This window comes from Antarctobacter albus, assembly GCF_900101505.1.
GTDB lineage: Bacteria > Pseudomonadota > Alphaproteobacteria > Rhodobacterales > Rhodobacteraceae > Antarctobacter > Antarctobacter albus.
In genome coordinates, this window is sequence record NZ_FMZI01000004.1 from 219017 (window position 1) to 241641 (window position 22625).

A 22625-nucleotide genomic window follows, 5' to 3' on the forward strand; every position below is an offset into this window, starting at 1 on the left:
CAAAGATGCAAAGATGGCCACCCAGAAACTCTATGCCGGCGCCAAGCTGCGCGACATCCGCACCCGCCTGAACCTGACGCAAAAGGATTTTGCCGCCAAGCTCGGCATCTCCCTGCCCTATCTCAACCAGATGGAGAACAACAACCGGCCGGTCAGCACCACCGTCGTGCTGGCCCTGGCGCAGGAGTTCGGCTTTGACGTGACGGAGCTGGGCCAAGGGGATGCCGAACGGCTGGTCACCGACATGCGCGAGGCCCTGGCCGATCCGATCTTCGGCGAACACAGCCCTCAACTGGCCGACCTGCGCCTGACCGCCTCCAACGCGCCGGTGCTCGCGCGGGCCTTCCTGGCGCTGCACCGGGCCTACAGGCAGACCCATGAACGCCTCGCCTCGCTGGACGAGGCGCTGGGGCGCGAGGGCGCGCAACTTCAGCCAAGTCCCTGGGAAGAGGTGCGCGACTTCTTCCACTACTGCGACAACTACATCGACGCCGTGGACCGCGCCGCGGAACATTTCGCCAAGCTGCACGGCAGCGAGACGGACATGCGCGCCGCTGCCATCGAGCGGCTGGAATCGCGCGGCATCACGGTGCGGCAATCGCAGGGCGCCCCGATGCGCGCCTTCGACGAGGACCGCCAGGAACTGGTCCTTTCCTCGCTGCTACCGGTTGAGACCCAGACCTTCCAGCTCCTGGTCCAGGTGGCACTTCTGCGCCAGAACCAACTGCTGGAGGCGACGCTGGATCTCGCCCGTTTCCAGAGCGACGAGGCCCGCGCGATCGCCAAGCTCGGGCTTGCCAACTACTTCGCCGGGGCCGCGATGATGCCCTACAAGGCCTTCCTCTCGGCGGCGCAGGAAACCCGGCACGACCTGGAACTGCTGGCCGCGCGCTTCGGCGCCTCGATCGAACAGGTCGCGCACCGGTTGTCGACGCTGCAACGGCCCGGCGCCAAGGGCGTGCCCTTCTTCTTTGTCCGGGTCGACCAGGCCGGCACCATCACGAAACGCCATTCCGCCACCCGGCTGCAATTCGCCCGTTTCGGCGGCGCCTGCCCCCTGTGGAACGTCCACCGCGCCTTTGAAACCCCGGGCCGTTTCCTGCGCCAGCTTGCGGAAACCCCGGACGGGGTGCGCTACATCAGCCTCGCGGTGGATGTCTCGAAGACCGGCGGCCACTTCGGCGCCCCCGTCCGCCGCTACGCCATTTCCATCGGCTGCGAGGTGCGCCACGCCGCCGCCCTCGTCTATGCCGACGACATGGATTTCACCCGTCCCAGCGCCTTCGAGCCCATCGGGATCAGTTGCCGTATCTGCGAGCGCACCCATTGCCACCAACGCTCTGTCCCGCCGCTGGAAAAACGCCTGACCACCACGCCCAACCACCGCGACGTGCTGCCCTACCGTCTGGACTAACCGCGCCGATCTTCGTTCCGGAGCCATCCCTCGTCCCGCGTGCCGAAAGACGGCACCGGGCGACCGGGACAAGCCAAATCGCGGAGGGGCCCCGCTTGCGGGGAGACCGCTTTTTTGCTTGGCGCGGGTGCGCGGGGCTGTCAGGCACAAAGCGGGATGAGGGATGGATCAGGGACGAAGATCTTCGTTCTGGTGAATTGCGAAGTTCCGGACCACCGCGCCACCAGCGACCGATCACACAAAGGCGTCACGCGCCCAAACGCGGATAAAAGCGCGCGGAAGCGCTCAATTCAGCACCCGGCTCAGACGTCCCGACAGGGAAACCGTCGCGCCAGGTCCGCCATGATCGCGCAATCCGTGCCGTCGAGCGGCCCCTCCGCCCAGGGGCGAAAACGCAGCCGCACCGCACAGAGCACCTCCTCCCGCGTTTCCGGCGTCACCTCGTAACCGAAGGTCCGGCAATTGCGCCAGAACCGCGCCTCATCCGTGTCGGCGGTGCAGGGCTCGGGCCAGACTGCCAGTCCCCCCAGTGCCAGCCGTCGCCAATCGAACCGGTTGCCGGGGTCGATCTTGCGGCCAAGCGCGGTGTCCGAATGGCCGACGACACGCTCCGGCGGCACCGCCCAGCGGGAACAGATTCCACGCAGCAGGTCCTCCAGGACCGCCATCTGCGGCTCGGGAAAGGGATGAAACCCGGTATTCGCAAGTTCGATCCCGATGGAATGCGAGTTCACGTCAGCCACGCCCCCCCAGCAGCCGCGTCCGGCGTGCCAGGCGCGGTCCTCCTCGCGGACCAACTGCCAGCAGCGCCCGTCTTCGGCGACGACGTAGTGACAGGAGACTTCGCTCTCGGGATTGCACAGCCAGTCGCGCGCCGCTTCGGCGGAGGTCATGGCCGTGTAATGCAGAACCACCATGTCCGGCGCGGAGACACCGCGCCGGTCACCGTAATTCGGCGATGGATACCATTCGGGGGCGGGCGTCACCGCAGGGGTCAGCCGCCGCGCACGGCCCGGAAAGGCGCCGGGGTCCAGGTGCAGGCAAAGCCATCGCCGTCCGGATCCATGCCCTTGCGGTCCTTTTCCGGTCCGCCCATCCGCAGGAAATCCTCCTGCGCCAGATCGGCCGAAGAATATGTCGAACAGGCCCGCTGATACCGTGCCTGCGCGTTGAAGCTCGACCGTTTGTAGAGCGCCGTTCCGACCGGATTGGTCGTGCGCAGGGCATATTCGACGATATTCGGCGCGTCGGTGCCGGGACGCTTGGGCAGGGCCTCGGGCTGAACCACGGTGTACTGCGCGCGGTTGCGTTCGATCAGGCGGGCGTCGGCGTCGATGTCGCGGGTGCGCGAAACGGCGCTGAAGTCGTTCTCGCCCGAGATGCCGCGCGCGTTCGACACGATTTGCGGCGGCGGGTTCGACGGGTCCGCCTCGACCGGGGCCACACCGGAGTTGGCCTGGCGGGCCGCTGCCGCTGCGCGGGCCTCGTCCCCGTCGATGGGGCTGGACTGGACGTCCGGCGCCACGGGAATAGGGCCGGCGTCGCCGTTCAACTGCGCCTCGCGGCGGGCAGCATAGTCGTCGTAGTTGCCGAAACCGACGCCAGTGCCCGGGTCAGCCACCCCGGCACCGCTGTCGGGAACACTGGGTTCGCAAGCCGCAACGGCCAGGGCCGCCACAACCAGTAGATAGTTCCGCATCGTCTGTCCTGCCTGTGCTTTGGCCGCAGGCCTTACCACCATTTCGACGGTTTTGCCACAAATCCCGCAGCCTGTTCGAGCGCATAAGCGGTATTCAGCAGGTCGCCCTCTTCCCAGGGTCGGCCAATCAGTTGCAGGCCCAGCGGCAGCCCCTGCTTGCTCAGCCCGGCGGGCACCGCGATGCCCGGCAGACCGGCCAGGTTGACCGTCACGGTGAAGACGTCGTTGAGATACATGGCGACCGGATCGGCCTCCGTCATCTCGCCCAGGCCGAAAGCGGCAGAGGGGGTCGCGGGCGTCAGGATCGCATCCACGCCTTGGGCAAAGACATCCTCGAAGTCCTTCTTGATCAGCGTCCGCACCTTGCGCGCGCGGTTGTAATAGGCGTCGTAGAAGCCCGCGGACAGGACGTAGGTGCCGACCATGACGCGGCGCTTGACCTCGTCGCCGAACCCCTCGGCGCGGGTTTTCTCGTACATCTCGACGATGCCGTCGCCCTGGCTCAGCTTGGCGCGGTGTCCATAGCGCACCCCGTCATAACGTGCGAGGTTCGAAGAGGCCTCTGCCGGCGCGATGACGTAATAGGCCGGCAGCGCGTATTTCGTGTGCGGCAGGCTGATGTCGACGATCTTTGCCCCCGCGTCCTCCAGCATCTTGCGGCCCTCGGCCCAGAGCGCGTCGATCTCCTCGGGCATGCCGTCCATGCGGTATTCGCGGGGAATGCCGATGGTCTTGCCCTTGATGTCGCCGGTCAGCAGGGATTCGAAATCCGGCACGGCGAGGTCGGCGCTGGTCGAGTCCTTGGGGTCATGCCCGCACATGGCCTGCAGCATGATGGCACAGTCGCGCACGTCCTTGGCCATCGGCCCGGCCTGGTCCAGGGACGAGGCAAAGGCAACGATCCCCCAGCGCGAACAGCGCCCGTAGGTCGGCTTGATGCCGGTGATGCCGGTGAAGGCGGCGGGCTGGCGGATCGACCCGCCGGTGTCGGTGCCGGTCGCGCCAAGACAGAGGTCCGCCGCCACCGCCGAGGCAGAGCCGCCCGAGGAGCCGCCCGGCGTCAGTTGCGCGTCGTCATTGCCGCGCCGCCAGGGGTTCACCGCGTTGCCGTAACACGAGGTCTCGTTGGACGAGCCCATCGCGAATTCGTCCATGTTCAGCTTGCCCAGCATGACCGCGCCCGCGTCGAACAACTGGCTGGTCACGGTGCTTTCATACTCGGGCTTGAAGCCGCCAAGGATGTTCGAGGCGGCCTGCGACGCCACGCCCTTGGTGCAGAACAGGTCCTTGATCCCAAGGGGAATGCCGCAAAGCGCGGGCGCCTCGCCCGCCTTGATCCGCGCATCGGCGGCAGCAGCCTGCTCACGCGCGATCTCGGGCGTCTTGTGCACGAAGGCGTTCAGCGCGCCGGCGCCCTCGATGGCCGTCAGGCAGGCTTCGGTCAGTTCGGCGGAGGTCACGTCGCCCTTGCGCAGCGCATCGCGCGCCTCGGCGATCTTCAGCTTGGTCAGTTCGGTCATCACTCAACCACCTTCGGAACCGCAAAAAAGCCTTCGCGCGCATCGGGCGCGTTCGAGAGGACCTTGTCGGCCATGCCGCCATCCGTCACCCCGTCCTTGCGGCGCTTCAACCGCATCGGCGTGACCGACACCATCGGCTCCACGCCCTCGACGTCGACCTCGTTTAGCTGCTCGATAAAGCCGAGGATGTCGTTGAAGGCATTGGCCAGCGCCGGAAGCTCGTCTTCTTCCACCTTGATGCGGGCCAGGTGCGCCACGCGTGCCGCGGTCTCGATGTCGATCGACATGGGGGCCTCTTTGACTGTGAATTCAGCGCAGGCTTTACCGCCCCGCCCCGCGCGCCGCAAGCACATGCCGCGTCCAGACCTCGATCATCCAGCCCAGCATCACCGCATTCAGCACATGCCACAGGAAATGCGTGCCCAGCGGGATCACGTTGCACAAAGGTTCATCAAGGGTGCGCGCCAGCATCGAGGCCAGCAGGATCGCCACGCCGATCGCCAGTCCCCGCGCCGTCCCGGGCGCCCGGTTGCGCAGGAGGGCGGCATAGATCGCGATCAAGAGCGGCACCGGCGCATAGCTGGAGGTCCCTCCCAGGCCCGGGATCATGCCGAACAGCGGCGCGGTGACGGCCGCATAGGGAATGAACAGCGCCGTCAGGGCCAGCGAAGCCCAGCGCCCCAGCCCCCAGAAATCGCGGTTGGCGCCGTAGATATAGACAAGCACGTAGACCAGGATCGGCAGAACATCCGCCAGTCCCGCCCAGGGCTGCGCAAAGGTGTGGAACAAGAACGAGCCGATCCCGATCGCCGCAAGGATCGCGCACAGCACCCGGCCCAGCCCGAATGTCCGCCGCCACATCACCAGCGCCGCCAGGACAAAGGCGGCATTGGTCACCGCATTCACCGGCTCGGCCCAGAACTCCGACCCCAGCCGTTCGCAATACCCGTCCACCGCCCGTGTCCAGTCCATGTGTTTCTTCTCTCTGAAAATACTCAATCGTCCGTGCCGCGGGCGCCCCCGGTGGGATCTGGTCTCGCCGCGCCAAAATGCTAGGCTCGGGACAGAACAACAACGGGAGTCCACCATGCAAATCATCTGGCTCGGCCACGGCAGTTTCCGCATCGAGATCGGCGGCGAGGTGCTGCTGATCGACCCCTGGATCAACGGCAACCCGATGATGGAAGGCCAGGACACGGAGGCCGCGCTGGCTGGCGCGACGCAGATTCTCGTCACCCACGGGCATTTCGATCACACCAACGACATCGTCGAGATCAGCCAGAAGACCGGCGCGCCGGTCTCGGCCATCTTCGAGCTCGCTGCCCTGCTGACAGGCCAGGGCGCCAAGGAAGGCCATGCCTTCAACAAGGGCGGCACCGTTCGCTTCGGCGAGGCCTCGGTGACACTGGTTCCCGCCTCGCACAGTTCCTCGATGCAGGTCGAGGGCAAGACCACCTACACCGGCATGGAAACCGGCCTCGTCATCCGGGGCGACGGCCACACGATCTATTTCTCCGGCGACACCTGCATCATGGCCGACATGGCCTGGATCGGCGAGTATTTCCAGCCGGACATCGGCATCCTCTCGGCAGGCGGCTACTACACGATGGACATGGAACAGGCGGCCTGGGCTGCAAGGAAATACTTCGACTTCAAGACGGTGATCCCCGGTCACTACCGCACCTTCCCGGCGCTGGAACAATCGGCGCAGGTGCTGGCAGAGGGCCTGCCCGGCGTGGATGTCGTCGAACCGCAGGTGCTGCAGCCGATCACCGTCTGAGCCGAACCTGTTCCCCGGAGCCGCCTGTCGCTGATGCCGGACCGCGACAGACGGCGGAGGGATGCAAGGGGCCGCAGGCCCGCGCGCAGCGCGGCTTGCCCTTGCATCGCTCTGACGGCTGGCGCAGGCATCTTCGGCGACAGGGGGAACCGGGGAAGAGGTTTGTTCCCTGGTGAGCCTCGAAGCGTTGAAACGCGCGCAAGCGCGTCAGATTCGGGTCGGCGGGCACGGGTCGGCGGGCGGGCGATGCGGGCCCGCAAGGGACCGCGAGTCCCGTCCCCGACCCGCACGCGCCTCAGGGGATCAAGGCGCCCGTCCGGTTGAAGGTCGCCCGGTCGATGCTCAGGTCGTCGTAGATCAGCTCCACCGTCATCTCCTCGACGGAGTTCAGCGCAAACGCCCTGTAGGGCAGCTCGTCCGCCGGCATGGCGTTGGGTGCGGGGCTGTCCTCGTTGCAGGCGGGCAGTGGCCAGGGCTCGGGTTGTGCCCCGTTGATGCCGATGTGAATGGCCACCAGTCCGCAACGCCAGGACCACAGATGCGTGACATAGACCAGGTCCTGCCCGTTGAACTCGCGCACCGCGATCCAGTTCGACCGGGTGGCATTCAGGATCGGCTTGACCTCGACGGCGGTGGTGAACTTGCCCGAGGGCACCTGCTGTTCGGCGACATAGGGCAGCTCGCGAGGCGGTGCCGGGTCGGCCTCGGCACTGGGCGGCGGCGCTTCCGAGGAAAAGGGCCGCGCCTCGTCGGTTTCAGCCCGGGGTGCCACCGGCGCCTCGGTGACGGCGGCGGCGGGCGGGGCCTCGGCGGTTTCCAGGCGGGCCGCGTCCCCCGGCCCCCCGCTGGCCACGGCAATGACGAGAAGAACAAGATCGAACATCAGGTATTTCCTTCAAAAAATTCCCCGGGGCCTTGCGGCTTCCGGCGCCCGTCCGCCCTGCCTATAGTGGCGCGCAACAGGCAGCGGGCAGGTCCATCATGACACGCGAGGGCGCGGCGGCTCAAACCGTAAATATTCTCATCGTCGCCCAGGCCGGGCGGCTCTCCTACGAGGCCGCGCTCTTTGCCGCCTCGTTCAATGCCCGGGGCGGCACGGGCTTTCGCCTGGTCGTCGCGGAACCCGCCCCCGGCCCGCTCTGGCCCGAGGATCCCGGCATCCGCCAGCCGGAGATCCGCACCCTGCTGGAGGATCTGGGCGCCCAGATGCGCTCCTTCGAGAGCCGGCATTTCGGCGCCGCCTACCCCTATGGCAACAAGATCGAGGCGCTGGAGGTCCTACCCGAGGGCGAGCCATTCGTCTTTTTCGACACCGACACGCTGGTGCTTGACCGGCTCGACCGCGTGCCTTTCGATTTCGACCGCCCCACGGCCTCGTTGCGGCGCGAGGGCACCTGGCCGCAGATCGAGCTGTACGGTCCGGGCTACACCCAGATCTGGACATCGCTTTACGACCGCTTCGGGCTGGACTTCGCCAGCAGTCTGGACCTCACGCAACCGGACGAATACTGGCAGCGCTATCTCTACTTCAACGCCGGGTTCTTCTTTTACCGTTGCCCCCGCGTCTTCGGGCAGCGGTTCCGCGACTACGCGCTGTCGGTACGGGATGACCCGCCGCCGGAACTGGCCTGCCAGAGCCTCGACCCCTGGCTGGACCAGGTGGTGCTGCCGCTTGTGATTCACGGGCTGGGCGGCGGCCGCGACACGCTGCCCGCCGGGCTTCTGGACGGGGAAGTGACTTGCCATTACCGTCTGCTGCCCCTGCTCTATGCCCGCGAAAGCGACAAGGTGGTCGACGTGCTGGAAGAGGTCGCCGCCCCGAACCGCATCAAGAAGGTGCTCAAGGGCCATGAGCCGTTCAAGCGGATGATCTACCAGGGGCGCGGCCGGAAGGTGCGCGCGCTTTTCGACCGCGAGAACCTGCCGCGCAAGGAACAGGCGATCCGCAACCGCATCAAGCGCGAAGGGTTCTGGATGCGCTGAGCGCGGATTTCCGCTCGCCCCATGCGCGTGTCATGTTACCCTGCCCTCGCGTTCAGGAGGCTGTCTCATGTCACAGGCGATCACGGTGCTGGTGGGCACCAGCAAGGGCTTGTTCCTGCTGCAATCGGATGCGGCGCGAACGGACTGGTCGGTCAAGGGGCCGCTTTGTGATGGCTGGGGAATCAACCATGCCATCGGCGATCCCGAAACCGGTACGCTCTGGGCCGGGGGTGGCGGCGAATGGTCGGGGGCCGGGGTCTGGCGCTCTGTCGATGGCGGCGACAACTGGGAACTGGTCAAGCTGGCCGACGGAACCGTCGACGAATGGATTCGAAACGACCCGGAAACCGCTGCCTTTTTCGGCACGGAGCCCAAGCCCCCGGCGGAGTTCACCGGCCGGGTCGAGGCGATCTGGTCGCTGGGCCAGGTGGGCGGCAAGCTCTATGCCGGGGCCAAGCCCGCGACGCTGTTCGTCAGCGAGGACGCGGGCGCAAGCTGGGCCGCGGTCGAGAGCCTGACGGATCACCCCTCTGCCGACAGCTGGCAGCCCGGCGCGGTGGGGCTGACACTGCACACGATCGTTGCCAGCCCCGCGGACGCGGACAAGATGTGGCTGGGGATCTCCGCCGCCGGGGTCTTTGCGACCGAAGATGCGGGTGGCAGCTGGGAGCGGCGCAACCGCCTGTCCAACGCCGAGGCCTGCGGGCATGTGCATCACCCGGCAGGCCCAAAGGACGGTGAGACCGGGCATTGCGTGCACAACATGGTCCGCGCGCCGGGCGATCCCGACCTCTTGTACCAGCAGAACCATCACGGCGTCTGGCGGTCGTCGGATGGCGGGCGCAGCTGGGACGACATCACGGCAGGCCTGCCTTCGACCTTCGGCTTTCCGATCGCGGTGCATCCCGGTCAGCCGCGCACCTTGTGGACGCTGCCGCTGAACGGCGACATGGCCGGACGCTTTCCGCCCGAGGGCAAGGCCGCGGTCTGGCGGTCCCGCGACGGCGGCGACAGCTGGGAGGCCTGCCGCGAAGGTCTGCCAGCCGAGAACTGCTTTTTCACTGTGTTGCGGCAGGCAATGGCCACCGACCGGGCCGAGGCGCCAGGGGTCTACTTCGGCACCAACTCTGGCTCTGTCTTTGCCTCCTTCGACGAGGGGGACAGCTGGTCGGAAATCGCCCGCCACCTGCCCACGGTTCTCTGTGTCGAAACGGTGACGGCGACCTGACCTGTCAACCTTCCGGGTCTTCTGCCCATGCCGCAAGCGCCGCGCGCGCGACGTCTGCGCCGTGGGTTTCCTGCACGAAATGACCAGCCTCCGAGAGCATCAGCGGTGGCCGCGTGATCCCGAGGATCTCGTGCATCCGTTTCATCAGCCAGGGCGGGATCAGCTTGTCCTCTTCGCCCACGGCCATGAAGCTGTCGCCCCGGAATTCCGACGACCACCAGCGAGCGGCTCGGCGTGAGATTTCCACCCCTTCCATGTCGGGATCGGTCATGACGAGGAAGGGAAAGCGGCGGGCACCGGCGCGGTAGCGGGCGTCGGGAAATGGCGCGGCATAGGCGGCGGCCACCTTGTCGCTCATCCCCGGAACGTATTCCATGAACAGCGCGGCCATGTCGTAATCCGGATGCTCGCCATGCATCCGCCGCCATGCGTCGAAACCATCCGTGCTGCCGCCGCCCAGGCCAAGCACGGTGTCCATGACCAGCAGCCGGTCGAACCGATCCGCCATGTCGGGCGGGATCGTCAGCCCGAGAATCCCGCCCCAGTCCTGCACGACAAGCGTGATCCGCGACAAGTCCAGCGCCTCGATCAGCGCGACCAGGCTTTGCCGGTGAAAGCCGAAGGTATAGGTGCCGTCGTCGACCGGCTTGTCGGAGCGTCCGAACCCGTAAAGATCGGGCGCGACGACGCGCGCACCCGTGTCCAGGAAAACCGGGATCATGTGGCGGTAGAGAAAGCTCCAGGCCGGCTGACCGTGCAGGCAGAGAAAGACCCGATCCGCGTCTTCCGGACCTTCGTCGATGCGCGCCATGCGCAGGCCCTCGTAGCCGGCAAGATCGTCGCGATACCGCGGCTGCCACGGAAAATCCGGCAGATCGGTGAAACAGGCATCCGGAGTGCGTATTGCGTCAGGTCTCGGCAAGGCTGATCTCCCCCAAGCGTGGCAAGAGCAGACCCCGGGTGGGTCTGTCCTGTCAACGTCGACCTGGGCGCGCTGCCCTTAGATCCGCATGCGCGGCACGTCGTTCGGATCCAGCCGCAGGTCGATCAGCACCGGCTTGGTCCGCGTGTCGAGCGCCGACAGCGCCAGTTCAAGGTCATCGGCAGAGCGCACCTCGATACCCTGCCCGCCCAGCGCGGTGGCGACCTCGGCAAAGGACGGCCAGTCGAACTCTGTCAGGCTGGGGTCCATCTTGCGGTCGAGGAACTGGATGTGCTCGGCGCCATAGGCGCTGTCATTGGCAAGGATGACGATCAGGTCCAGCCCCAGCCGCACGGCGGTGTTGAATTCGTTGATGCCGCCCATCATGAAGCCGCCGTCGCCGGTGAACATCACGACGGGCCGCTCTGGCGCCGCCAGCCCCGCGCCGATGGCCTCTTGCAGGCCCAGACCGATGGAGCCGAAATTCGCCGTCACCACGAAGCTGCGCGGATCGGGCGCGGAAATCCGGCACCAGACCTCTGTCATGAAGCGGCCGCCGTCGGTGACCAGCACGCGGTCCTTGGGCAGAGCCTGTTCCAGCCGGTCAAGCGCGTGGACGTAGTTGACGCAGCCCGGCGCCGTCTTGTCAGTGCCCAGCGGATGCGCAGTCAGCGTCTCGCCGTCCAGTTCTTTCGTGAAGCCGCTGCCGGGGATCTCGGCCTCGTCCAGCCAGTAGAGGATGGTTTCGGCGGTCAGGCCCGCGTCGGCGACAAGGGCGGCATCGGGGTGGATGCTGCCGCCGATGGCGGTGGCCTCGATGTCCACCTGCACGATGCGCTTGTCCTTCATCAGCTTGCCACGATCGGACGTAAAATCATGCAGGCCGGTGCCGAAACAGACGATGCAGTCGGATTTGGCGATCAGGTCATAGGCGGCGGGCGTCGAGAGCGTGCCGAAGATGTCCATGTTGTAGGGGTGATCGTTGAACAGCCCCTTGGCCTTGAGCGTGGTCGCCAGCGGCGCCTCCAGCCGGTCGGCGAGCTTGATCAGCCTGTCCCGCGCGCCCACGGCACCGCCCCCGGCCAGGATGATCGGACGGCGGGCAGAGGCGATCATGCCGATGGCCTGGTCCAGCGTATCGCCCTCGGCCACGCCGCCGGGGTTTGTAAAGACGCTGAGAGGGCGGCAGTCGTGCGCCACCTCCTGCCACATGAAATCGGCCGGCATGTTCAGCACGATGGGGCGCCGTTCCACCTGTGCGCGGTAAAAGGCCCGGGCCACGTCGGCGCCTGTGGTCTCCGGCGCGCGCAGCTGCACGAAACCGGCGCCGGTGGATTTGACCAGTTCGCGCTGGTCGATGCCCTGCAGGTGGCGCGGGTTCGAGACCGGGGTATCGCCTGCCAGCAGCACCATCGGGATATGGCCGCGCACGCCCTCTGTCAGGGCGGTGGTGCAGTTGGTCAGCGCGGGGCCATGCGTGACGGTGGCCACGCCCACCTGCCCCGAGACATGGGCAAAGGACAGCGCCATCAGGACCGAGCTGCCCTCATGCGCCGCCGGAACAAAGCGCCCGCCACAGTCGCGCACGAAACTGTCGACCATGAAGAGATTGGCGTCCCCCATCAGGCCGAACATCGTGGTGATGCCGTGATCGCCCACGGCACGGGCAATGGACTGGTGGACGTGCATCAAATCGGTCATCGCGCGGGTCTCCTGTGTCTGTCCCGAAGGGAATACCGGAGACCGGATGCGGGTTTCACGCGAATCCGGCGCCAGAGGCACCGATTTCGCGGAATTTTCCGCCATTTGCAAAATTTCATGCGCAAACCCCGCACGCCCAACCTTACCAACGTCAAAGCCCCGCAGACCGCGACCGGGGCCGCGAAGAATCTGGCCCCCGGCCCGGCAATCGCTTACTCCTGTGCACAACACATGAAAGGGAGACCACTGAATGACCCAGGACGCGCCCAGCTTCGGCTTTGACACGTTGCAGATCCACGCCGGTGCCCGGCCCGACCCGGCCACCGGCGCGCGGCAGGTGCCGATCTACCAGACCACGGCCTACGTGTTCCGCGATGCCGAACATGCCGCCGCGCTCTTCAACCTGCAGGAAGTGGGCTATATCTATTCGCGCCTGACCAACCCGACCGTCGCCGCGCTGCAGGAACGCGTCGCGGTACTGGAAGGCGGCGTGGGCGCGGTCTGCTGTTCCTCTGGACACGCGGCGCAGATCATGGCGCTGTTCCCGCTGATGGCGCCCGGGCGCAACGTGGTGGTGTCGACGCGCCTTTACGGCGGCTCGATCACCCAGTTCAGCCAGACCATCAAGCGCTTTGGCTGGTCTGCGAAATTCGTCGATACCGATGACCTCGCCGCCGTCGAGGCCGCGATTGACGACGACACCCGCGCCGTCTTCTGCGAAAGCGTCGCCAACCCCGGGGGCTACATCACCGACATCGACGCGCTGGCCAAGATCGCCGACAAGGCGGGCCTGCCCTTGATCGTCGACAATACCTCGGCCACGCCCTACCTGTGCCGCCCGATCGAACACGGCGCGACGCTGGTGGTGCACTCGATGACCAAGTACCTGACCGGCAACGGCACCGTGACCGGCGGCGTCGTCGTGGATTCCGGCAACTTCGACTGGTCGGCCAGCGACAAGTTCCCCTCGCTCTCGGCACCGGAACCTGCCTACCACGGGTTGAAGTTCCACGAGACATTCGGTCCGCTGGCCTTCACCTTCCACGGGATCGCCGTGGGCCTGCGTGACCTTGGCATGACGCTGAACCCGCAGGCGGCGCATTACACGCTGATGGGGATCGAGACGCTGAGCCTGCGCATGGCGCGTCACGTCGAGAACGCTGAGAAGATCGCCGCCTGGCTGGAAGGCCACACGACCGTCGAAGGCGTGACCTATGCCGGGCTCGACTCCTCCCCCTACAAGGAGCGTGCCAGCCGGATCTGTCCCAAGGGCGCGGGCGGCCTGTTCACCGTTGCGCTCAAGGGCGGTTATGATGCCTGCGTCAAGTTCGTGGACTCGCTGGAGATCTTCTCTCATGTCGCGAACCTGGGCGATACCCGCAGCCTGGTGATCCACTCGGCCTCGACCACGCACCGCCAGCTGACCGAGGAACAGCAGATCGCGGCGGGCGCGGCTCCGAACGTGGTTCGGATCTCGATCGGGATCGAGGACGCGGACGACCTGATCGCCGACCTCGACCAGGCGCTGAACAAGGCCTCTGGCTGAACCGGATCGACATGAATGACAGAGGCCGCCGCAGGGCACCTGCGGCGGCCTCTTGATTGAAAAGCGCGGGAAGCCGCCTCACTCGCTGACGGAAAAGACCATCGTGACCTCGGCCCGCACCTCGATCTCGCCGGCGGCGACCGGCACGTCGCGGGCGGCCGGTGCCTCTTCCAGCACCATCGGTTCCGGTTCGACGATGGAGCGCACCAGCGGTTCGGCCGTGTCGCGCAGCTCCAGCACCGGGCCGAGGGTCACGCCAGCGGCATCGGCGTAGAGCTCGGCCTTGGCGATGGCATCGGCGACCGCGCGGCGGCGCGCCTCGTCCTCGACCTCGCGCGGTTCCTGCACGCCGAAGGTCAGGCTTTGCAGCTGGTTGGCGCCGTCGTCCAGGACTGCCGACAGCAGCGCGCCGATCCCGTCCATGTCACGGATCCGCACGCGCACCGTGTTGGTCGCGTAGTAGCCGACAAAGATGTCCTCGTTCCGGTCGCGGTCCCAGCGGGTCTGCTCGTTGACACGCAGCTGGGTGGTCTGGATGTCGCGCGCCTCGACCCCAAGGTCGGACAGCCGGGCCAGGATCGCATCCACCGCCGTCGAGGTGGCGTTCATCGCCTCGACCGCGGTCTTGCCCCGCCCCGTCGCCCCCAGCGAAATCGTTGCCATGTCGGGCACCGCCGCGATACGGGCCTCACCCGAGACGGACAGGCGACCTTCCGCCGATGCCGCATGTGGCGCGCCCAGGGGCAGCGCCAAGGCCAGGATCGTCAAGAATGCTGAAATTCGCATAAAATACCTCACAATCAGCAGGAATCTGCGCCGACTGTCTCGCGAGAGGGGAAAATCGGCAAGAGGGCAACAGGCGCTTTCTTTTCTTCGGCAAAGAGTTGCCCTATATATTTTAGGCAATGCCTTAGGACTCCCGCAGGCATGGATGGCCTGATAAGACACGCTTCATGATACCTAATTTCGCGCTCTCGCTCTCTTTCGAAGGCATCGCCCTACTACGGCGCATGGGCCCCCGATGGGCCCGGATCGACGATGTCGCGCTCGATCACCCGGATTTCGCCTCCCGCGTGATCGCCCTGCGCGACCGCGCCGAGAGCCTGGACCCAACCGGCGCCCAGGTGGCGCTGATCATCCCGAACGAACAGATCCGCTACCTCGACCAGCCCGACCTGGGCGGGGACGAAACGGCGCGCGACATCGCCATCCGCACCTCGCTGGACGGCGCGACACCCTATGCCGTGTCCGAACTGAAATACGACTATGTCGTGACCGACGGGCGTCTGCAGATCGCCGCCGTCGCGATCGAAACGCTGGACGAGGCGCAGAGCTTTGCCGTCGAACACGGGTTCGATCCGGTCAGCTTCATGGCGCAGGCCCCCGAGGGGGCGTTCGACTCGGCGGTCTTCTTCGGCAAGGCCAAGGGGTGGAGCAAAGCCGCCTCGCGTCCCGCGCGGGCCATCAGCATCGTCGAGGCCGACGAGACCGCATTGCAGCCGCTGCCCAAGCCGGAACTGGTTGCCCCCGCCGCGCCGAAACCGCAGGCGGCAAAGCCGGACACCCCCAAACCCGAGGCCGCGCAACCCGAAACGCCCAAGCCGACAGCTCGGCCCGCCGCAACGCCGGACGCGCCACGTGCCGCCCCGGCCCCGAAATCCGCTACGCCGACCGAAACGCCCGCTCCGACCGCGAAACCGGACGAGAGTGCGCAACCGGCGGCGCCCAAGGCGGACGCCCCGGCACCCGAGGCACAGGCCCCCAAAGCGCCCGCCCCGCAGGCCCCGGCACCAAAGCCGGCCACCGGTGTGTCGGCGCCAAAGGCTCCGGCGCCCAAAGTGACAGAGCCCTCTGTCCCGGCGGCCCCCAAGGCACCGTCGGCGCCGCCACGACCCGCGACAGCATCCCCTTCTCCGGCTCCGAAGACGCCCACAATCCCGTCCCCGGGTCCCGCTGGCCAAGGCGCCCCAAAGGCCCCGGCGGTTCCGGCCAGATCCGCCCCGGCGCCGAAAGCCCCTCAGGCACCCGGGCAGCCGACTGCTCAGGCGCCGGCGCCGCGTCCCGCCGCACAGGTGCAGCAGCCCAAGCCCCCTGCCGTCCCGGCCGAGCCCGACGCAGAGCGGCCCTATACATTTTCGACCATCCGGGCGACGCGTCCCGGTGCAACGGGGGCATCCGACGATGCCACCGCGCCGCGTCCGCCTGTCACGGGCGAACTGAAAGCGCGGTTTACGCCCGTCGCTCCGTCCGCGGACAGCAAGACAGAGATGCCGGATCAACCCGCCAAGGCACCCGCGCCCAAGGCGCGCACCGGGTTCTTTTCGGCACCCACGGCCTCTGCCTTGCTGGCGCAAGCCTCTGCCGCCGCGGACGAGGCCGAGGCAGCGCGACCCGCTGGCGGCACTGCCGCCCCGGCACCCGCGCAGGCCAAGCGCCCGGTCCTGCCGCCCAAGCTGAAAGGCAAGACCAAGGCTGCGGCGAAACCCGGCGTCAAACCCATCCCGAAAGTGGCCGCCGCCCGCGCCGCAGGGCTTGCCGCCGCGCCCGCCCGCGAGGCCAAGGAAGACGAATTCCTCGCCACGCCCGCCCCCGCGCGCAAAGCCGTTCCGGCAGCAGGCAAGGGGCAAAAGCCCGGCGGCATGCCGCGTCCGAGCCCCCTGGCCAAGCTGGCCGCCCTGCGCGGCCCCCAGGGGCAGGACCGCATTGGTGGACCGGCCGTGACCGGGGCGGGCAGCGCAGGTGCCGCCGCGATCCCCGCCGGAATGGCCTTCAACCAGCCAAGCGAACGCGACCGCATGACGGTTTTCGGCGCGCGCGACCGGGACATGACCGGCGGCAAGCCGCGATACCTGGGCCTGATGCTCACCGCGATCCTGCTGCTGTTCCTGGCCGGTGTTGCGGCCTGGGCCACCGTCTTTCTTGACGATGGGCTGGCCCGGCTGTTCCGCTCGGCCGACGAACCGGCCAGCGCGATTGCCTCGCTGCCCGATGGCGATACCGATGTGGCTCCGGCCCCGGGCGACGACGGCGTGATCCTCGAATCCGCGACACCTCCGGCCAGCGCGGCACCCGCGATTTCTGCGCGCCCCGTGGCGCGCCCCGAAGGAGAGGTCCAGATCGCGGCATTCGACCCGCCTACAACCGCGCCCGATCCACTGGTCGCGCCGCTGGCTGTCCCGACAGATCCGCGCCAGCTGACCCCCGAAGAGGCGGCGGCCAGCTATGCCGCCTCGGGCATCTGGCAGCGCGCGCCCGCCAAGCCGCACCGCCCGCCCGAGGACGGGGTCGATGACGTCTATGCCGCCTCGATCGACCCGAACATCCAGATTTTCGATGCCGTCGCCCTGCCCCAGTCCAAAGACCTGGCCCGAGAGCCCGACTTCCAGGATCCGGGCCTGCCGCCGCCTGCCGGGCTGACCTTCGACTTCGACGAGCGTGATCTTATTCGGGCCACCCCCGAGGGCGCGCTGACGCCGGACGGGCTGCGCATTTTTACCGGCCGTCCCCCGGTCATCCCGCCGCTGCGCGGCGAAGTGGCCGTGGGTCCGGACCCCGAGCTTGACGCACCCGGCGCGATCCGCACGCGGCTGAACGCCATGCCGCGCATCCGTCCGCAGACCCGGCCCGACGACCTGATGGAACTGCGCGAACGCAGCCAGCTGGGCGGCATTTCCCGGTCGGAACTGGCGGCGATTCGCCCCGTGATGCGTCCGCCCACGGCGCAGGAACAGGCCGAGATCGACGCCCCCGAGGCAACGGACCAGGCGGTGCGCCGCTCTCTGGTTCCGGTTGGCCGGCCGCGCAACATGGCCGCCATCGTCGACAACGCGGACCGCAGCCTTGTGCCGGCGGAACCGGTGCAGACCGCCGCCGCCGTGGCGCCGCGCACCGTCGCCCCGCAGGTGCCCTCCAGCGCCAGCGTCGCCCGAGCCGCCACTTCGACCAATGCGATCAACCTGAAAAAGATCAACCTGATCGGCGTCTACGGCACTGCGGAAAACCGCCGCGCCCTGGTGCGCCTGGCCAATGGCAAGTACCAGAAGGTCAAGGTTGGGGACCGGCTGGACGGTGGCCGCGTGACCGCCATCGGCGAAGAGGCCCTGCGCTATACCAAGGGCAGCCGCAACCTGACGCTGACCATGCCGCAGACCTGAAGCGGTTTGCCCTTTACGGCGGGCCGACCGGCACGCATCATCCCCGTATGACCAACGCTGTGCGCAAAACTCACGCACAAGAAGGGCAAACTATGCGGGAAAGACGCACCCCTCTGGATGAAACGGACATTGCCCTGCTGGACGCGGTCCAGCGGGACGGCCAGGCCACGGCGCAACAACTGGGAGACCGGCTGCACCTGTCGGCCAGCCAGGCGGGCCGTCGGCGGCAACGCCTGGAAGAGGCGCAGGTGATCCAGGGCTACAGCGCGCGGCTGAATCCCGAAAAGCTGGGTCTCGACGTGCAGGCCTTTGTCCAGGTGCAACTTGCGCGCCACGGCGCCGAGGAAGGCACGGGGTTTTCCCGCCTCCTCCGCCTGCGTCCCGAGATCGTCTCGGCCTGGACCATGACGGGCGAGGCGGACTACCTGCTCCGGGTCTATTGCCCCGACCTGCCGGCGCTCAACACGCTGATCCACGAGGTGCTGCTGGCGCATCCGGTGGTGGCCCGGGTGCATTCGCAGATCGTCATGGACCAACCGAAACCCGACGCGCCGCTGCCGATCGGCTGAGACCTGCGAGGAGGACCAGGCATGGAGACATTGCGGGGCAGCGTCCTGACCGAAAGCGGATGGATCGCCGGAGAGCTTGGCTTTGCGCACCGCTTGGACAGGATCGAGGGGCAGCCGACAGAAACGCCAGCCCCCCCCTTTGTCCTGCCCGGCTTTGTCGACCTGCATGTGCATGGCGGTGGCGGCGCGGACATGATGGCCGGGGTCGAGGCGATCCGCACAGCCGCCCAGCTGCATGCCCGGCACGGCACGACCGCGATGCTTGCCACCTCCGTCACCGCGCCCTTTGCCGAGATCGAGAGCTTCCTTGGGGCCGTCGGGTCCGCGATGGCGGCGGACTGGCCCGGCGCGGCCCGCGTGCTGGGCGCACATCTTGAAGGCCCTTTCCTCAACCCAGACAAGCTGGGCGCCCAGCCGGATTTCGCCGTGGCGGCGGATGTAGACGCCCTGCGCCGCTGGCTGACGCTGGCCCCGGTACGGGTGATGACCCTGGCGCCGGAAATGGACCCGGATGACCAGGTGATCGCCGCCGCGCAGGCGGCGGGGGTCAGGGTGCAGCTGGGGCACTCTCTCTGCGACTATGCCCGCGCGGCCGCCTGCCTGCAGGCCGGCTGTGGCGTGACACATCTGTTCAACGCGATGAGCCCGGCGGCACATCGCGGCAACGGGCTGGCAGGTGCGGCGCTGGCCCATGCCGATTATGCCGAGATCATCCCGGACCTGCTGCATGTGGAACCTGGGGCCATCCTGGCCGCGCGTCGGGCGATCCCGGGGCTTTACGGCGTGACGGATGCCACTGCGGGCGCCGGGATGCCGGACGGGATGTTTCGCCTGGGCGCGCAGCACGTTCACAAGGCCGAGGGCGCCATGCGGTTGGCGGATGGCACGCTGGCGGGGTCCTCCCTGACGATGGACCAGGCACTGCGCAACCTGGTCGGCATCGGCTTGCCTCTGGCCGAGGCGGCGGCGCGGCTTGCCACCTTGCCCGCCGACTGGATCGGACGCACCGACATTGGCCGCATTCGCGTTGGCGCCGCTGCCGACCTGGTGGTTCTGGACGGGGCGCTGGACCTCACGCGTGTCTATATCTGCGGTCAGCCCCTGCCCGTCTGAGCGCAACAGGCGCTAGAACGGCACGTCGTCGGCGGCGTGGATGAACCGCGCCACAACCTTCTTGGTGCCCGCCTTCTCGAATTCGATTTCCAGCTTGTCACCCTCGATCCCAAGGATCGTGCCGTAACCGAATTTCTGGTGAAAGACACGCTCTCCCAGCGTGTGAGCCGAAACGGCGTCCAGGTCGATCACCTGGCTGCGGCTCTCGCGCGGCTGGCTGATCGGGCGGTCTCCCTGGCGGGATTGCAGGCGCTTCCAGCCCGGGGAATTGTAGACATTGGCCTCTGCCGCGCGGCTTTCCAGCCCCGAGGACATGCCGCCCATGCCGCCCGCGGCACCGTAGCCACCGCCATACAGGCCCGGCGGCGTCAGAACCTCGACGTGCTCTTCGGGCAGTTCGTCGACAAAGCGCGATGGCATCTGTGACTGCCACTGGCCAAAGACCCGCCGGTTGCCCGCGAAAGAGATGGTACAGACCTCTTCGGCGCGGGTGATGCCGACATAGGCCAGGCGCCGTTCCTCTTCGAGGCCCTTGACCCCGCTTTCATCCATGCTGCGCTGCGAGGGGAACAGCCCGTCTTCCCAGCCCGGCAGGAAGACCACCGGAAATTCCAGCCCCTTGGCCGCGTGCAGCGTCATGATCGAAACCTTGGCCCCCTCGGCGTCGGATTCGTTGTCCATGACCAGGCTGACGTGTTCCAGGAAACCTTGCAGGTTCTCGAAGCTTTCCAGTGCCTTGACCAGTTCCTTGAGGTTCTCCAACCGGCCCGGCGCCTCGGGCGTCTTGTCGTTCTGCCACATGGTCGTGTAGCCGGACTCGTCAAGGATGATCTCGGCCAGTTCCATGTGGCTGAGATCCTTGTCCCCTGTCATGCGGCCCCAGCGGGCGAAATTGGCGACCAGTTCGCCCAACACCTTCGCTGCCTTGCCAGTAATCGCACCCTGTTTGATTGCCAAAGCCGCACCGTCCAAAAGACTGACATTGTTGTCACGGGCAAACCTTTGGATTGTTTGGTGTTTCTGGTCGCCCAGACCGCGCTTCGGAGTATTGAAGATGCGTTCAAAGGCGAGATCATCGGTGGGCGAAACCACCAGCCGGAAATAGGCCATCGCGTCCCTGATCTCCATCCGCTCGTAAAAGCGGGGGCCGCCGATGACACGATAGGGCAGGCCGATGGTCAGGAAGCGGTCCTCGAAGGCGCGCATCTGGTGGCTGGCGCGGACGAGGATGGCCATGTCGTCAAGGCTGTAGGGGCGCATCCCCCGCGTGCCGCCCTGCATGGATTCGATTTCCTCGCCGATCCAGCGGGCCTCTTCCTCGCCGTCCCAATGGCCGATCAGGCGCACCTTCTCGCCCTGCTGTGCCTCGGTCCAGAGTTCCTTGCCCAGACGGCCCTGGTTGCCCCGGATCACACCGCCGGCCGCGGCGAGGATATGCGGGGTCGAACGATAGTTCTGCTCCAGCCGCACCACATGCGCGCCCGGAAAATCCTTTTCGAACCGCAGGATGTTGCCCACCTCGGCACCACGCCAGCCATAGATCGACTGGTCGTCGTCGCCCACGCAGCAGATGTTCTTGTGCCCGCTCGCCAGCAGGCGCAGCCAGAGATACTGCGCCACGTTGGTATCCTGGTATTCGTCCACGAGGATGTAACGGAACCAGCGCTGATATTTTTCCAGGATGTCCGGGTGGGTCTGGAAGATGGTGACCACATGCAACAGCAGGTCACCGAAATCGACGGCGTTCAGTTCCAGCAGGCGGCGCTGGTAGGCGGCATAAAGCTCTGGCCCGCGATGGTTGTAGGCGCCCGCGTCAGAGGCGGGGATCTTGTCCGGCGTCAGAGCGCGGTTCTTCCAGCCGTCGATGATATTGGCCAGTTGCCGCGCGGGCCAACGCTTGTCGTCGATGCCCTCTGCCTGGACCAGCTGCTTGAGCAGGCGCAACTGGTCATCGGTGTCGAGGATGGTGAAGTTCGACTTCAGGTGCGGGCCTGCGCCTTCGACCACCGAATCGGCGTCGTCGGTGATCAGCTCCGCGTGGCGACGCAGCAGCTTCACACAGATCGAGTGGAAGGTGCCCAGCCAGGGCATCCCCTCGACCGTCTGGCCCAGCATCCCCGAGATGCGATTCTTCATCTCGCGCGCGGCCTTGTTGGTGAAGGTGACCGAGAGGATTTCGTTCGGGCGGGCGCGCCCGGTGTTCAACAGATGCACAACGCGGGCGGTCAGCGCCTTGGTCTTGCCAGTGCCGGCGCCGGCCAGCATCAGGACAGGCCCGTCGAGCGTTTCCACCGCCTCGCGCTGCGCGGGGTTCAGCTCGTCCAGGTAGGGGGCCGGGCGCGCGGCCATTGCGCGCGCCGACAGCGAGGACGCCTCGAATGCGTCGAATTCATCGAAACTGCTCATGACGCCAATCTAGCGTCAATGCGCGCGCAGGGAAAGCCGTGTTCGCCTTGTGTTCCTTGCCCCGGCGCGGATTTTCAGGCCCCGCCGGGTTCTGCCTGCGCTCAGGCGTGCATGGCCACCTCTGTCAGCATGACAGGTTTTCGCCGCGTGGTCGAGAAGACCGGCAGCGGCACCTCTTGGGCCGGCTTTGGCGCGGCATCGGCGCGCACCGGGGTCATCTTGCAAGCCGCGCGGCCCGCGAGCGAGGCCTGCGCCATGCGCGCCACCATGCGCGGGGACACGCGCCCGTCCAACACGCAATGCAGCGAGGTCACGGCGTCGGAATAGAGATCCGTCGCCTCCCCCACGTCACGGGCCAGCATCAAGGTGACAAGCCGCGGATTGCGGCGCTGCGCCAGCGCGGTCAGCGCCGCGATTCGTTCCGGACCGCAGCCATCGTCCAGCACCAGCACATCGACCACCGCCCGTTTCAGACAGGTTTCAGCCACGGCATGACTGCCGGACCCGGTGACGTGAATCCCCGCCTCCAGAAAGGCGATCTGGCTACGTTCAAGCCGGGTGGCATCGTGGTCGACGATCATCGCGTGCAT

19 protein-coding genes are annotated in these 22625 nt (G+C 67.1%); 8 read left to right on the plus strand and 11 right to left on the minus strand.

Annotation, left to right across the window (positions count from 1 at the left end; all coding sequences use genetic code 11):
• Nucleotides 1-13: 13 nt before the first annotated feature.
• Nucleotides 14-1414: a helix-turn-helix domain-containing protein gene (locus BLQ71_RS08790; protein WP_043144237.1), complete on the plus strand. Its 1401-nt coding sequence runs from the start codon at nucleotides 14-16 to the stop codon at nucleotides 1412-1414.
• A gap of 302 nt (nucleotides 1415-1716) precedes the next feature.
• On the opposite strand, the gene BLQ71_RS08795 is transcribed toward BLQ71_RS08790, so the two are convergent.
• The 5 genes from BLQ71_RS08795 to BLQ71_RS08815 are packed head-to-tail and all read right to left on the minus strand — an operon-like array spanning nucleotide 1717 to nucleotide 5605.
• The gene (locus BLQ71_RS08795) at nucleotides 1717-2400 is read right to left on the minus strand and encodes an N-acetylmuramoyl-L-alanine amidase (protein ID WP_487246595.1); all 684 of its coding nucleotides are present in this window, start codon (nucleotides 2398-2400) and stop codon (nucleotides 1717-1719) included.
• Between the two features lie 8 nt (nucleotides 2401-2408).
• Nucleotides 2409-3113 carry a hypothetical protein gene (locus BLQ71_RS08800; protein WP_069209942.1) on the minus strand — a complete coding sequence of 235 codons (705 nt, stop codon included), beginning with the start codon at nucleotides 3111-3113 and terminating at the stop codon, nucleotides 2409-2411.
• A gap of 32 nt (nucleotides 3114-3145) precedes the next feature.
• Nucleotides 3146-4633 (minus strand): Asp-tRNA(Asn)/Glu-tRNA(Gln) amidotransferase subunit GatA, encoded by a 1488-nt coding sequence (gene gatA / locus BLQ71_RS08805; protein ID WP_043144233.1) that lies wholly within the window; start codon nucleotides 4631-4633, stop codon nucleotides 3146-3148.
• The gene (gene gatC / locus BLQ71_RS08810; RefSeq protein ID WP_043144230.1) at nucleotides 4633-4920 is read right to left on the minus strand and encodes an Asp-tRNA(Asn)/Glu-tRNA(Gln) amidotransferase subunit GatC; all 288 of its coding nucleotides are present in this window, start codon (nucleotides 4918-4920) and stop codon (nucleotides 4633-4635) included. The genes gatA and gatC overlap by 1 nt, the downstream gene beginning before the upstream one ends.
• A 34-nt stretch (nucleotides 4921-4954) precedes the next feature.
• The gene (locus BLQ71_RS08815) at nucleotides 4955-5605 is read right to left on the minus strand and encodes a ceramidase domain-containing protein (RefSeq protein ID WP_074621428.1); all 651 of its coding nucleotides are present in this window, start codon (nucleotides 5603-5605) and stop codon (nucleotides 4955-4957) included.
• Nucleotides 5606-5720: 115 nt separating this feature from the next.
• Here BLQ71_RS08815 and BLQ71_RS08820 point away from each other — a divergent pair, with 115 nt between their 5' ends.
• Nucleotides 5721-6413 carry a metal-dependent hydrolase gene (locus BLQ71_RS08820; RefSeq protein WP_074621429.1) on the plus strand — a complete coding sequence of 231 codons (693 nt, stop codon included), beginning with the start codon at nucleotides 5721-5723 and terminating at the stop codon, nucleotides 6411-6413.
• Between the two features lie 295 nt (nucleotides 6414-6708).
• Here the strand turns inward: BLQ71_RS08820 and BLQ71_RS08825 are convergent, their stop codons facing one another.
• Nucleotides 6709-7296: a hypothetical protein gene (locus tag BLQ71_RS08825; RefSeq protein WP_088702345.1), complete on the minus strand. Its 588-nt coding sequence runs from the start codon at nucleotides 7294-7296 to the stop codon at nucleotides 6709-6711.
• A 98-nt stretch (nucleotides 7297-7394) separates the two neighbouring features.
• Here BLQ71_RS08825 and BLQ71_RS08830 point away from each other — a divergent pair, with 98 nt between their 5' ends.
• Entirely contained in the window at nucleotides 7395-8396 is a 1002-nt protein-coding gene (locus tag BLQ71_RS08830) for a GT-B fold glycosyltransferase domain-containing protein (protein ID WP_074621431.1), read from the plus strand.
• Nucleotides 8397-8463: 67 nt separating this feature from the next.
• The gene (locus tag BLQ71_RS08835) at nucleotides 8464-9624 is read left to right on the plus strand and encodes a WD40/YVTN/BNR-like repeat-containing protein (protein ID WP_074621432.1); all 1161 of its coding nucleotides are present in this window, start codon (nucleotides 8464-8466) and stop codon (nucleotides 9622-9624) included.
• A gap of 4 nt (nucleotides 9625-9628) precedes the next feature.
• Here the strand turns inward: BLQ71_RS08835 and BLQ71_RS08840 are convergent, their stop codons facing one another.
• Together BLQ71_RS08840 and BLQ71_RS08845 are read right to left on the minus strand one after the other, a co-directional pair.
• Nucleotides 9629-10546: a haloalkane dehalogenase gene (locus BLQ71_RS08840; protein WP_074621433.1), complete on the minus strand. Its 918-nt coding sequence runs from the start codon at nucleotides 10544-10546 to the stop codon at nucleotides 9629-9631.
• Between the two features lie 78 nt (nucleotides 10547-10624).
• Complete coding sequence (locus tag BLQ71_RS08845) at nucleotides 10625-12247, minus strand: thiamine pyrophosphate-binding protein (RefSeq protein WP_074621544.1); 1623 nt, start codon at nucleotides 12245-12247, stop codon at nucleotides 10625-10627.
• Between the two features lie 250 nt (nucleotides 12248-12497).
• Between BLQ71_RS08845 and BLQ71_RS08850 the strand changes: the two genes are divergently transcribed.
• Nucleotides 12498-13793: an O-acetylhomoserine aminocarboxypropyltransferase/cysteine synthase family protein gene (locus BLQ71_RS08850; protein WP_074621434.1), complete on the plus strand. Its 1296-nt coding sequence runs from the start codon at nucleotides 12498-12500 to the stop codon at nucleotides 13791-13793.
• A gap of 78 nt (nucleotides 13794-13871) precedes the next feature.
• On the opposite strand, the gene BLQ71_RS08855 is transcribed toward BLQ71_RS08850, so the two are convergent.
• Nucleotides 13872-14579: an SIMPL domain-containing protein gene (locus BLQ71_RS08855; RefSeq protein WP_074621435.1), complete on the minus strand. Its 708-nt coding sequence runs from the start codon at nucleotides 14577-14579 to the stop codon at nucleotides 13872-13874.
• Nucleotides 14580-14746: 167 nt separating this feature from the next.
• Between BLQ71_RS08855 and BLQ71_RS08860 the strand changes: the two genes are divergently transcribed.
• The 3 genes from BLQ71_RS08860 (at nucleotide 14747) to BLQ71_RS08870 (ending at nucleotide 19629) form a co-directional block, all read left to right on the plus strand.
• The gene (locus BLQ71_RS08860) at nucleotides 14747-17947 is read left to right on the plus strand and encodes a hypothetical protein (protein WP_133066161.1); all 3201 of its coding nucleotides are present in this window, start codon (nucleotides 14747-14749) and stop codon (nucleotides 17945-17947) included.
• Nucleotides 17948-18039: 92 nt separating this feature from the next.
• Complete coding sequence (locus BLQ71_RS08865; RefSeq protein ID WP_074621437.1) at nucleotides 18040-18516, plus strand: Lrp/AsnC family transcriptional regulator; 477 nt, start codon at nucleotides 18040-18042, stop codon at nucleotides 18514-18516.
• Nucleotides 18517-18537: 21 nt separating this feature from the next.
• Entirely contained in the window at nucleotides 18538-19629 is a 1092-nt protein-coding gene (locus BLQ71_RS08870; protein ID WP_074621438.1) for an N-acetylglucosamine-6-phosphate deacetylase, read from the plus strand.
• A gap of 12 nt (nucleotides 19630-19641) precedes the next feature.
• Here BLQ71_RS08870 and BLQ71_RS08875 read toward each other — a convergent pair whose 3' ends face one another.
• Together BLQ71_RS08875 and BLQ71_RS08880 are read right to left on the minus strand one after the other, a co-directional pair.
• Nucleotides 19642-22035 carry an ATP-dependent helicase gene (locus BLQ71_RS08875; protein WP_074621439.1) on the minus strand — a complete coding sequence of 798 codons (2394 nt, stop codon included), beginning with the start codon at nucleotides 22033-22035 and terminating at the stop codon, nucleotides 19642-19644.
• A gap of 101 nt (nucleotides 22036-22136) precedes the next feature.
• A complete protein-coding gene (locus BLQ71_RS08880) occupies nucleotides 22137-22625 on the minus strand; it encodes a hypothetical protein (protein ID WP_074621440.1) in 489 nt (162 codons plus the stop codon).